Annotated in this window: 10 protein-coding genes and 1 other RNA gene; all 11 read left to right on the top strand. The window is 72.1% G+C overall.

Annotation, left to right across the window (positions count from 1 at the left end):
- Positions 1-62 precede the first annotated feature (62 nt).
- The 11 genes from OHS58_RS43390 (at position 63) to OHS58_RS43440 (ending at position 12,211) form a co-directional block, all read left to right on the top strand.
- Positions 63-731: a DUF4142 domain-containing protein gene (locus tag OHS58_RS43390; RefSeq protein WP_328646144.1), complete on the top strand. Its 669-nt coding sequence runs from the start codon at positions 63-65 to the stop codon at positions 729-731.
- Between the two features lie 8 nt (positions 732-739).
- Positions 740-1,540 (top strand): ferredoxin, encoded by an 801-nt coding sequence (locus OHS58_RS43395; RefSeq protein ID WP_328646145.1) that lies wholly within the window; start codon positions 740-742, stop codon positions 1,538-1,540.
- Positions 1,537-2,793: an NAD(P)/FAD-dependent oxidoreductase gene (locus tag OHS58_RS43400; RefSeq protein WP_326955788.1), complete on the top strand. Its 1,257-nt coding sequence runs from the start codon at positions 1,537-1,539 to the stop codon at positions 2,791-2,793. Before OHS58_RS43395 ends, OHS58_RS43400 begins: the two co-directional genes overlap by 4 nt.
- Before the next feature lie 29 nt (positions 2,794-2,822).
- An RNA gene (gene rnpB, locus OHS58_RS43405) (RNase P RNA component class A) lies at positions 2,823-3,217 on the top strand.
- Between the two features lie 104 nt (positions 3,218-3,321).
- Positions 3,322-4,182, top strand: a complete 861-nt coding sequence (locus OHS58_RS43410; protein ID WP_328646146.1) for an SCO6745 family protein — start codon at positions 3,322-3,324, stop codon at positions 4,180-4,182.
- A 455-nt stretch (positions 4,183-4,637) separates the two neighbouring features.
- Entirely contained in the window at positions 4,638-4,904 is a 267-nt protein-coding gene (locus OHS58_RS43415) for a hypothetical protein (protein WP_247061182.1), read from the top strand.
- A 13-nt stretch (positions 4,905-4,917) separates the two neighbouring features.
- Entirely contained in the window at positions 4,918-5,451 is a 534-nt protein-coding gene (locus OHS58_RS43420) for a hypothetical protein (RefSeq protein WP_247061183.1), read from the top strand.
- 3 nt (positions 5,452-5,454) lie between these two features.
- On the top strand, positions 5,455-8,436 hold the full coding sequence (locus OHS58_RS43425) for an ATP-binding protein (RefSeq protein WP_247061184.1): 2,982 nt from the start codon (positions 5,455-5,457) through the stop codon (positions 8,434-8,436).
- Entirely contained in the window at positions 8,433-10,598 is a 2,166-nt protein-coding gene (locus tag OHS58_RS43430; protein WP_326946401.1) for a magnesium transporter, read from the top strand. Before OHS58_RS43425 ends, OHS58_RS43430 begins: the two co-directional genes overlap by 4 nt.
- Before the next feature lie 3 nt (positions 10,599-10,601).
- Entirely contained in the window at positions 10,602-11,207 is a 606-nt protein-coding gene (locus tag OHS58_RS43435; protein ID WP_328646147.1) for a hypothetical protein, read from the top strand.
- A gap of 2 nt (positions 11,208-11,209) precedes the next feature.
- A complete protein-coding gene (locus OHS58_RS43440) occupies positions 11,210-12,211 on the top strand; it encodes a C40 family peptidase (protein ID WP_326955785.1) in 1,002 nt (333 codons plus the stop codon).
- Positions 12,212-12,478: the final 267 nt, after the last annotated feature.

Genomic DNA, 12,478 nt, shown 5'->3' on the forward strand with positions numbered 1-12,478 from the left:
GAACCGTGCCGCACCTTTCACGCGTAGCTCCCGGTAAGGACCACTCCACGAGGGGACACGGAATGCCGCTCCGATTCGCAGCTCTGTTCGCGGCCACCGCCGCGCTGCTGCTCGGCGCCGTTCTCCCGGCCGCCGCCGGGGAGCTGCAGCAGACCGACCGCACCCTGCTGACGCGGCTGAAGCAGCACACCCTGTGGGCCGTGCCAGCCGGCCGGCTGGCGGCCGAGCGCGGCACCAACCGCCGCGTGCGCGATGTCGCCGCCCGCATCGCCGACGACCAGGCCCGCCTCGACGTCGCCCTGCGCGCGGCCGCCGACCGGATCGCCATCACGCTGCCCACCGAGCCGACGGACCAGGAACGCGCCTGGGCGGCCGAGATCGCCGCGGCTTCGGGTGCCGAGTTCGACCGCGCCTACGTCAACCGGCTCCGCGCCGAGTACGGCGATCTCTTCGCACTGGCCTCCGACGTCCGCGCGGGCACCCGCGACGACGACGTCCGCGCGTTCGCCCAGACCGCCGTCGACACGGCGCTCGGACACCTGACGCTGCTGGAGAGCACCGGCCTCGCCGAGACGACGTCCCTGCTCGTCTCGGCCACCGAGGACGACACGCTCGACGGCGGTGACATCGCGCTCGGCTCGGTCCTCGTCGCCTTCGCCGCCGTCGCCACGTTCGGCCTGCTCCGCCTGCTCGGAACCCCCGCCACGACCCCGCCGCGCACCCGGAGGTAAGCCGCTCCATGTCCTTGTCAGCCGCGCTGAACACCGTGCCGTCGCCGCACGACGCCGGGATCGCCGAGGCCGCCGCGCTGTCCGGCCGCCTCACCTACCTCTGCACGTGCCTCACCCTGTGCTGGGGCGTCCTGGCCGCCGCGGGCTGGGTCCGCCGGTTCAGCGGGCAGGACGCGCTGCGCACCGGGCACGTCGTGCTCGCCGCGTTCACCCTCGCCACCGGCACTCTGCACGGTCTGACGTTCCTGTTCTTGGACGACGACGTGTTCGGCGTCGCCGACCTGCTCCTCCCGTTCTACGACGGCACCACCCGGCACGCGCTGGGCATCGTCGGGTTCGAACTGGTCGTCGCGGTCTCGGTCACGGCCGGGTTGCGCCGCGGTGCCCGCGAAGGCCGCTGGCTCCGCTTCCACCAGCTCGGCTACCCGGCGATCGGCCTGCTCGCCGCGCACGCCTGGCTCGGCGCGGTCTGGAGCGGCCACCTCGCCACCGTCTGGCTCGCCGGGATCACGCTGCTGGTCCCGCCGGTCGTGCTGTCGGCGCTGCGCGTGCTGCCCGCGGCGGCGCTCGTCCGCGCCGGGCTGATCGCGCCGGTCCCGGACGCGGCCACTTTGCGCGTCGACGTCGACAGCCACCTCTGCCACTCCTACGGCGTCTGCCAGTCCGAGGCGCCCCAGGTCTTCCGGCTCGGCCACGACGGCCGGCTGGAGTACGAGAAACGGCCGGAGGCCCGGCTGACAAGCCACGTCCGGGCCGCCGCACGTGCCTGTCCCATGCGAGCCATCCACCTGGTGGGAGCCATCCGATGAGCGAACGGATCGTCATCGCCGGAGCCGGCCTCGCCGGCCTGCGTGCCGCGGAGCGGGTGCGCGAACTCGGGTTCGACGGCGAGGTCGTCGTCATCGGCGCCGAGCCCGACATCGCCTACCACCGCCCGGCGCTGTCCAAGCACCTGCTCACCGGCGCGGTCAGCCGCGCCGACACGCTCCTGGCCGACCCGCTCGAAGTGGACGCCGAGTGGCGCTTCGCCACCACCGTCACGGGCCTGTCGCCGAACCGCCAGGTCGTCCACCTCGGCGGCGAGGAACTGCGCTACGACGGGTTGATCATCGCCACCGGCGTCGAACCCCGCCGGATGCCGGGCGCCCCGCACGGCCACCAGCGGGTCGTCGTCGTCCGGACGCTGGCCGACACGATCGCCCTGAAGCGCGCGCTGGCCACCGGTCCCGGCCCGGTCGCCGTCGTCGGCGACGGCTTCATCGGCTGCGAAGTCGCGTCCAGCCTCCGGGAGATGGGCCGCGACGTCGTCCTCATCGGCCGCGCGCGGGCCCTGCTGGCCGACGTCCTCGGGCCCGACATCGGCGAGTGGCTCACGGCGCTGCACACCGCCCGCGGCGTCCGCCTCGAGCTCGGCACCGCGGTCCGGCGGTGGCGGCCCACCGCGGCGTCGGTGGGGATCGAGTTCACCGACGGGCGCGCCCTCGACGTCGCCTGCGTCGTGGTCGCCGTCGGCAGCGTGCCGGCGGTGTCGTGGCTGCGCGGCGCCAAGCTCCCGCTCGACGACGGCGTCGTCTGCGGGCCGACCTGCCACGTCGTCGGCTCGCAGACGATCGTCGCGGCCGGCGACGTCGCCCGCTGGCCGAACCTGCGCTTCGACCCGGTGCCGCGGCGCGACGAACACTGGCTCAACGCGGTCGAGATGAGCCGCGCGGCCGCCGCGAACCTGCTCGCCGGGCCGCAGGGCTCACCGGCGTACACGCCGGTACCGCGTTACTGGTCCGAACAGCACGGCGTCCGCATCCAGGTCGCCGGCCGGCCCATGCTCGGCACCGACACGGTGCTGCTGGAGTCCCCGGCGCCCGGCACCCGCCCGATCACCGGCTTCGTCCGGGACGGCGCGCTCGTCGGGCTGATCGGTCTCGACAGCCCCGCCGCCGTCCTGCACTGGACGGCCGAGCTGGCGCGCCGGCGGCGTTCACCCGGCGGAGAGCCCGCGCCCGAGATCGTCCGCCCGCGCCACGGCGGCGACCGCGACCACAGCGGCGCCGTCGCGGGGTGGTGAGCGCGCCCGGGTACGATTCCCGGCGCGGACGAGCTGGCAGGGCGGTCGCGGGCCGGGGTGACCCGGCTCGAGGAAAGTCCGGACTCCACAGGGCTGGGTGGTTGCTAACGGCAACCCGGGGTGACCCGCGGGAAAGTGCCACAGAAAACAGACCGCCCCGGTTCTCGGACCAGGGGTAAGGGTGAAACGGTGGTGTAAGAGACCACCAGCGTCCCGGGTGACCGGGACGGCTAGGTAAACCCCACCCGGAGCAAGGCCAAGAGGGAGCTTCGGCTCCTGCGCAGGCGATCGAGGACGGCCCGTCCGAGTCTGCGGGTAGGCCGCTGGAGCCTGCCGGCGACGGCAGGCCGAGATGGATGACCGCCGCCCCGCGAGCCGTAAGGCGACCGGGGAACAGGATCCGGCTTACACGCCAGCTCGTCCGCACCCCGTCGTGAGTGGTTAGGGCGGTTCTAACCGCCCTGAACACTCACGACCGGGTGCCGCGGAGGCTCGTGCCAACTGGTTACCCGGGGGTAGGGTGCCCGCATGGCGGGAAACGAGAAGCAGTTCAAGTCGGCTTTCGACTCCTTGCACGCGCTGACGTACTTCGCGCCCGAGGTCGACGCCGCTCTCACCGGGATCGGGCTGCGACCGGGGCGGATGCCCTACTTCGCCGGCCGCTCCGCCGCCATGGGACCCGTCGGCGCCGAGGTCGTCGCGGCCACCTTCTACAACTTCAACCCCGAGGTCGTCGCGCGGGTGATCCCGCGGGCCTGGACGCTGGCCACGCCCGAACAGGTCCTCGAAGCCCGCCTCGACGGCGTCGACAAGGTGCTGACCCGCCTCCTCGGTGACGACACCCTCAAGAGCGAAGAGGTGGCCGAGGCGGCCGAACTCGCCCGGGAGGCCTCGGCCGGCTGCACCGCCGAAGGCCGGCCCCTCTACGCCGCGCACGCGGCGCTGGCATGGCCCGGCCAGCCGCACCTCGCCCTCTGGCACGCCATCACGCTGCTGCGCGAGTACCGCGGCGACGGCCACATCGCCGCGCTCGTGCTCAACGGCCTCGGCAACATCGAAGCGCTGGTCACGCACGTCGCCACCGGCGACGGATTCGTGCCCGAGGTCGCCAAGCTCACCCGGGGCTGGAGCGACGAGCAGTGGGCGGCCGCCGAAGCCGGGCTGGCCGGCCGCGGGATCCTCGACGCCGAGGGCGCGCTCACCGAGACGGGCGTCGCGCTGCGCGACCGGGTCGAGGTCGCCACCGAGGCCGCCGCGACCGGGCCGTGGGACCACCTGGGGCCGGAGAAGACGGCCCGGCTCGAACTCCTGTGCCGCGCCCTCAGCCGCCAGGCCGTCGAGGCGGGCGCCTTCCCGGAGGGCGTGTTCGCCGGCCGGCGAAGCGTCTGAATGGAGCAAGATCACGCTATGTAGTGAAACTTGTGTGAGGTCTTGAACACCTAGTGACGGACGTTCGCGGCCGCCAAGATCGGGATCTCGGCGGACCGGTCCACTCGGCGTCACAGTGTGGACTCCTGCAAGCCCGCCGTTCGGGTCGTGTCACACTGTTTCGGGCCCGGCGACGGTCACAAGCCGGGCACGCAAAGTGAGCGATTCTCTGCCAAGAGAGTGAGTTCGGCACTGCGACAAAAACGATGGGCGGCCGGGCTTTGACCGGAGGACCCTTGCCGCGATGATGGTGGGCGTGGAGATTTCGGGTAACAAGCGCGCCGTCCCGGTTGAGCAGCGAGCCGGTACCTACTCAGCGCGCTTTGACCGCTACCCCTCGTAGCCGCCATGATGTTGTTCGAAGCACTGCTTGAGCCAGAACCGCGCGGCCCCCACCGCGCACCGGGAGTAACGCGATGATGACCTTGACCACCCTCGACACGCTGGCCGCAGGCGAGCTGGGCACCGGAAACGTGCGCCAGTGGCTGCTCGACAACGTCATCCCCCTGGTGCTGCTGTCCGTCGCGCTCCTGCTCCTGTGGCTGGGTGGCGGCAAGGGCGACAACGCCGGCGTGATGCGCAGGCTCGCCGGCGTGGTCATCGCGCTGGCGATCATCGGACTCGCGGTCAGCGGCGCCGGCGTCAACGTCGGCCAGTGGATCGCCGGCCTGTTCACCGGCTGAGGCAGGGGCCCGCGTGCGCATCAGGACTGATGACGAGGTCTACCGGGTCGACGCCGTCTGGCTCGGCCCCCCGAAAGCGACTTTTCCCTGGCGGGCCCGCTACGTCGCGTGGCTCATCGGCATCCCGGTGTTCTTCGTGGTCCTCGGCGTCGAGCGCTGGGCCGGGTGGAGCTTCGGGTTCTTCTCGACGGCGTGGGCGTTCATCGCCACCATCGTGGTGACCCGGCTGCTGACGGCCAAGATCAGCCACGAGCGGCCGCTCGGCACCGTGGTCTCGATGGCCGGGCGCGAGCTCAACACGCCGCGGCAGGCGACCACGGGCACGGGCGGCGCCGTCAGCGCCAGCCGCGTCCGGGTGCGGGCCGAGCGCCCGTTGCCGAAGCACCGCCGGAGACGGCAGTACCGGCACCACGGCCCGCAGCCGGGTGCCGTGGCCACCCATGCCCCCACCACCGCCTCAACGGAAGCGCTACGCGCCGCGGTGTCTGTCAGAGGAACCCCACGAGCGCGCCCGAGCCGCCGCGGTGCGGCCCGGGCCGGGAGGTAGTCGTTGTTCGGTCGCGGCGGTAGCCGAGGTAAAGGTCGGGACGCACACTCGGGCGCGTGGCAACCGCCCGAGCAGGTCCGCGCGGCGCGGAACGGTTCGGGCGGCAGCAGCACCAAGGGCCGTCGCCTGCCCGGTGAGCAGGCGATTCCGGCGTACACCCCGTCGATCGCGGTGCGCAGCATCGACGGTCACCTGGTCCGCAGCGGGTACGAGGTCTACGCCTGGTACCGGCTGGCGCCGCAGCGCTGGTCGTTCCGCTCCGACTCGCAGCGCCGCGACCTCGTCGCGGCCATCGCCGGCCAGTACGCCGAGCTGCAGGGCCGCTGGCTGCACCTGCGCGTCACGAACCGGCCGTACCCGATCCGGATGTGGGCCGAGGCGCACGTCTACAACGCGCACGGCCGCCCCAACGACGTCCCGGGCGCGCTGTCGTTCGACGACTACCTGATCGGCGAGCAGCAGCAGCTGATGGGCCGCTCGATGGCCGAAAAAGAGGTCTACCTGGGCGTCCAGGTGCAGACCCGCCGGATGGTCGACCGCGCGGTCGAGCGGGCCGCGCCGGTGCTGCGCAAGATCCTGCCCGAGGCCGTCGACGCCGAGCTGACCGCGCTGGACTCCGAGGTCGAGCACCTCGACCAGGTCATCGGCAGCGCCGGGCTGGAAGGCCGGCCGGTGCACGCCGAGGAGATGTCCTGGCTGATGCACCGCTCGTGCTCGCTCGGCCTGCCCGCGCCGCGGAACATGCCGGCCGTGCCGGGCGCGGCCTGGGAGCCCGAGGACCTGGCCAGCTTCACCGACGCCGCCGACTACTACGCCGACCCGTACGCGCCGACCGTGACCGTCCGCGGCCGCACCGGCTCCAACGCCGGCGTCTCACGCCACCTGGCGATCTTGACGGTGGGCCAGATGCACGGCCTGCAGATCCCCGAGGTCGACGACCCGTGGATCCAGCACGCCGACCGGCTGCCCGCCGCCGTCGAGGTGTCCGCGCGGATCTACGTCCGGCGCCCCGAAGAGGTCGCGGGCGAGCTGGCGCGCCAGATGAACAAGGTGCGCTCCCAGGTCAAGCACTACACCGACGAGCACGAGCTGGAGCCGCCGCAGTCGCTGTCGCGCCAGGCCGGGCGGGTGCTGGAGATCGACGACGAGATGACGTCGGGCTTCACCGCGCTCGCCACCCGCGTGCGCAGCTGGTGGCGGCTGGCGGTGTCCGGCCCGACCGAGCGGGACGCGCTGCGCCTGGCCCAGCAGCTGCTCGACCTGTACAAGCCGAAGATCGCCATCGAGCACCCGGAGGCCCAGTACGCGCTGGCGCGGGAGTTCATCCCGGGCGAGCCGCTGGCCTCGGCGGCCTACATGCGCCGCGGCTCGGTCGTCTGGGGCGCGTCCGCGGTGCCGACGGCGACCGCGGAGGTCGGCGACCGGCGCGGCATCCTGCTCGGCGAGACCTGCACGGCGACCCGGCGCCCGGTGGCCTGGGACCCGTGGATGGCCCAGGAGATCCGCGACGGCTCGGGCCTGACCGCGATGGTCGCCGGCCTGGGTGCCGGCAAGTCGTTCCTCGGCGGCGGCATCGTCTACAAGACGCTGCGCGCCGGGGCGAGCTGGACGCTGCTGGACCCGTCCGGCCCGCTGTCGCGGCTGTGCGACCTGCCGGAACTGCGGCCCTACGCCCGGCCGATCAACCTGCTCAACGCCCAGCCCGGCATCCTCAACCCGTACCGGGTGGTCGCCGAGCCGCTGATCGAGCACTTCATGGACGAAGACGACCCCGAGCGCTCCTGGCGCCGCGAGAAGGCCCTCGCGGGCGCGACGCGACGGCGTCTCGTGCTGGACGTCCTCACCGGCGTCCTGCCGTACGAGGTGTCGCGGATGGCGCAGACCCGGATCGTGCTGCTGCGCGCGGTCCGCACCGTCGGTGGCCGGTTCGACGCCGACCCGGGCCAGGTGATCGACGCCCTGCGGCGGGACTCGAGCGAGCACCACGAGCACGCGGGCGTCGTCGCGGACTTCCTCGACGAGATGCGCGAGCGGATGGCGCTGCTCATCCCGGAGACCGACGCCGACCCGTACGCCGAGACCCGTGACGACCGGCTGACGGTGCTGACCATGGCCGGGCTGACCCTGCCGAAGGACGGCGTCCCGCGCGAGTACTGGACGGACGCGGAGTCCCTCGGCGTCGAGATGCTGAACCTGGCGGCGTGGCTGACCCAGCGGTCGGTCTACGAGAAGCCGAAGGAGATGCGCAAGGGCGTCTGGATCGACGAGGCGTTCTTCCTGTCGGAGGTGCCGACCGGGCGCGTGCTGATGAACCGCTTCGCGCGTGACTCGCGCAAGTGGAACGTCCGCGTGCTGCTGTCGTCGCAGATCCCGGCGGACTTCCTGAAGATCCAGGGTTTCGTGACCCTGCTGGACTCGGTGTTCGTCGGGCGCCTGGACGACGACGACGCCCAGGCGGACGCGCTGCGGCTGCTGAAGGTCCCGGTGGGCGTCGGCTACGAGCAGGTCGTCGCGGCACTGGGCCGCCGTCCGGGCGCGCAGCAGCGCGGCCTGGAGCGGGACATCGAGCCCCGCCAGTTCATCTTCGGCGACGGCGCGGGCGGCGTGGAGCGCATCCGCGTCGACTTCTCCGGCCCGCACCTGGACCACCTGCGCCGGGTGATGGACACGACGCCGGGCTCGAAGGACGCGGAGAAGCCCCGCCGCCCGGGCACGGAACTGGCCCTGCCTCATACGGAGGAGAAGAAGCCGTTCGTGGCGGCCCCACCGGAAGACGACATCGAGCTGGAGCAGGACTTCGAGCTGGCGGCGGAGCTGGAGGTCGGCTTGGCCGACGAGAACCTGCTGGGCGCACCGGACCCACTGGCCTCGGAGACGGGCGAAGTCCAGGGCGACGTCCAGCAGCCCGCGAACGGCAACGGACACGGCGGGCAGCAACACGCCCGCACGGGCGGGAAGGGCGGCACCGGCCGGGACGCCGCATGAGCACCCTGCTGACGCTGGCGGTGCTGCTGACGTTGGCAGCCGGATGGAACGCGCTGAAGCGGCGGATCAAGGAAGGCCCGCGCCGCCCGGGCCGCCGCACCCCGAGCCGCAAGGCGACGATGTTCGCCGTCATGCTGGTCCTGGGCCTGCAGGCGATCGCCACGGCCCCGGCAGCCAGCGCGGCCGCGTGTGGTGAAGCGCCGAACCCGGAACGCCCGGGCGCGGGCATGGTCGGTGCCCTGGACCCGCCGGACGGCGTCCACGGTGAGGGTTTCAGCCCGTATCGGGCGTACGGCTACGCCGGCATGGTCTGGGACACGTTCGAAACCGACTGCGGCCCGCTGTCGGGGATCGGCTCGCCGAACTCGGCGATCGACACCTGGGCCGGCAACCAGCTGTTCAGCCTCGGCAAGAACATCGTCGGGGCGACCAACTCGCTGCACTACACGGTCCTGCAGGGCAGTCTGCTCAGCCCGCTCTACAACGCCGTCAAGGCGGGGGCGGATAAGATCTACAACAACATCTACGCCCAGCTGTTCGGCCTGGTCGCCTTGATCATGTCGATCATGATGTTCCGCAACATCTGGCGTGGCGATCTCGCGGCCGTGAGCAAACGCGCCCTCTACGGGCTCGCCGCGGTCTGGCTCGCCGCTTCTTCGTTGGCCCTGTTGCGGTACCTCGACCCGATCGACAACGCGATCGTGCAGACCACGACCAACATCCAGGCCGGTTTCGTCGACGCCGGGCCGCCGACGGCGCCGCCGCCGCAAGATCCGGCGCAGGGCCAGATCTCCTGCCAGAACAAGGGAACCACGGCCGGCCGGCCGACCTGGGACATCCTGCCGACCGACCTGCACTGCCAGATCGTCTACGAGAACTGGCTGCGTGGCGAGTTCGGCTCCGCGACGGCACCACAGGCGCAGCAGTTCGGTGCCCCGTTGCTGGACGCGCGTGCCTTCACCTGGGACCAGATCCAGAAGGGTGGCGACGGCGACGCCGGCCTCGTGGACGCGAAGAAGGCCGCTTACAAGGACATCTCCACGAAGCTCGGCCCCGCCACGGGGTACTTCACCGGCGAGGCCGGTGGCCGCACCGGTGCCGGGTTCCTTTCGCTCGGCCAGGCGCTCGTGTATTCGCTGTTCCAGTTGCTGGCCAAGGCATCCATCCTGCTCGCGCAGGTGCTGATCCGGCTGTTCGCCTTGACCGCCCCGTTGATCGGCTTGATCGCACTGCTCCAGCCGCAGGTTCTCCCCCGCGTGCTCAAGGTCGCCGGGGGAGTGGCGTTCAACCTGATCGTGCTCTCGGTGCTCGCCGGCGTGCACATGCTGCTGCTCCAAGCGATCTTCGGTGCCGGGAATTCGCTCAACATGCTCACCCAGATGGTGCTCGCCGGGCTGATCACCGTGTTGCTGTTCATGGTCGGCCGCCCCGTGCGGCGCCTCTGGCAGATGGTCGAGATGTCCGTCAGCATGGTCGGCGCCGCCGTGCCGTCGCCGAGTGGTGGGATCTTCTCCCGGTTCCGGCGCAACAACAATGGCCCGACGCCGCAGGACGCGTTCTGGCAGAACGTGCGCGAGACCGACGACGTCGTCGACGGCGAGCAGCGCGGGCCGATGGGGGCGACCGTCGGTGGGGGGCGGTTCCGGCCCGAGGCGACGATCTTCGCCAACGCCCAGCGGCTCGACAACAACGGCACCAGCGCGTCCCGGCCGGCCGCGGCGTGGTCCGGTGCGTGGCCGGGGGCCATCGGCGGTGGCTCGGCCGGTGCCCTGCCCTCGGGTGGCCGCCCGGGTTCTCCGGTGTACGGCCAGTACAACCCGGCCGGCGGTGACCCCGGCGAGTACGTCGTCGTCGGCGCCGGTGGCCGGCCGACCGTGCGGGGTGAGGAAAGCCGCCGCGTCGACACGTCGCCGGTGGCCGACCGGCGCTGGAACGACGAGCCCGAGCCCGTCGTCGTGCCATCCGACCTGCGCTCGCCCGAAGCCGACTTCAACGGGTACTCCGCGCCGGAAGCGCCGCGGCCACCAGGGGTGCGCGCGCAGCCGCGCCGCGTCGACCCCGAGGTCGTCGCCGGCAAGCCGGTCTTCGTGCTGTACCGGCCGTCGCGGGGCATCGAAGTCCGTGAAGAACCGCGTGACACCGACCAAGTGATGGGGCGGTGACGGATGCCGATCCGGACCAACCGCGGCCGCGCCGCGGTCTACCGCCGCCTGTGGGGCTTTCCGCTGCGCTCGCCGCGCCACCTCATCGGGACGCTGGTGTTCCTGGCCATCCTGGTCACCGCGCTCGGCATCGTCGTGCCCAAGGTGATGGGCAAGCAGCCGGCCAAGGCGTCGCCGCTCGCCTCCGGCACGACCACCACTTCGGTCACGGCGACGCAGCCGGGCGTGGCCGTGTCGGTGCCGACGTCGAACCTGCCGACGCGCCTGTCCCAGCCCCTGGTCACCCCGACGACGGCGGCGCCGAACGGGGACGCCGTCCGCGTCGCGAAGGAATGGGCCGCGGCCTGGGTGAACCACCCGGCGGGCATCACGTCGGCGCAGTGGCTGGAGCAGCTGAAGCCCTTCACGACCGAGGAGTACCTGCCGGTGATGTCGTCGGTCGACCCGGCGAACGTCCCGGCCACGAAGGTCACCGGTGAGCCGACGGTCGGCACGTCCTACACCAGCTCGGTGCAGCTGACGATCCCCACCGACGGGCCGAAGCTCAGCATCACGGTCGTGAGCACCAACGCGGGCTGGCGGGTCGCCGACTACGACCAGGCGAGCTGACCGTGCGGCGGCTGGGGCTGTGGCTGGGACTGGTCGTGTTCGTCGCGATCGGCGCCCTCATCGTCACCGCCGTCGCCGCCAAGGTCGTCATCGACAACCAGCAGGCGCAGGCCCGGGGCGTCTCCCTGACCAGCTGCGACGCCTCGGTCGGCCCGACCCAGCCCGGTGAGGGCGAGCGCGGCACGGTCGACGCGTCGAACCTGGACGACGAGCAGCGCGGCACCGTCGCGCTGATCGTCTCGCTGGGCAAGCAGCGGTCGCTCGCGCCGCGGGCCTGGCAGGTCGCGATCCAGGCCGGCATGACCGAGTCCGGGCTGCACAACCTGACCTACGGCGACCGCGACTCCCTCGGCATCTTCCAGATGCGCCCGTCGATGGGCTGGGGCACGTACGCGCAGGTCACCGACCCGACGTACGAGGTCAACAAGTTCTTCGACGTCCTGCTGGCGGTGCCGGACTGGGAGAACATGCGCCCGGGCGACGCCGCGCAGCGGGTCGAGCGCTCGGGGTTCCCGGACCGCTACCACAAGTGGGAGCCGATGGCGGCGACGCTGGTGGAGAACGTCGGCCAGGTCGTCGACGTCGTCGCTTGCGGCACCGGGCTGGGCCAGCTATTGCCGCCGAGCCAGGCCGCCGCGAAGGCGATCAGTTTCGCGCTGGGCGAGCAGGGGAAGCCGTATGTGTGGGGCGCCACAGGGCCCGGCTCGTACGACTGTTCGGGTCTGATGCTGCGCGCCTACGAGTCGGCCGGGATCATCCTGCCGCGCGTCTCGCGTGATCAGTACCACGCGGGCGCGATGCTGCCGGTGCGCGAGGCGCAGCCCGGTGACCTGCTGTTCCTCGCGAACAATCCGGCGGATCCCAACACGATCCACCACGTGATGATGTACCTCGGTGACGGCAAGGTCGTCGAGGCCCAGCAGACCGGTGTTCCGGTGCACACACGGGCGTTCTCGTTCGATGAGGCCGAAGTGGTGCCGCAGGCGGTCCGGCCCGGCGTTTAGCATGGGTTAAAGCCCCCTTGACACGAGCGGGCCGGCGGATGGGCCGACAACGGAACCGATTCACCCGACGTCGCGGCGCCTCCACCAGCAGGTGGCCGCGTACTGGCAGAGGATGAGCACGTGGGACGGAAATTCGGCAAGCGAGGCAAGCCCGGCGGTCCCCAGGACCCCGCGTCGCTGTTCGGCGCGCCCCAGCCGCCGCGGCAGTCGGCTCGCCCCGCCTCCAGCACCCCGCTGGCCGACCAGCTGAGCGTCGGCTACCCCGGC

The sequence above is a fragment of the Amycolatopsis sp. NBC_00348 genome (assembly GCF_036114655.1).
GTDB lineage: Bacteria > Actinomycetota > Actinomycetes > Mycobacteriales > Pseudonocardiaceae > Amycolatopsis.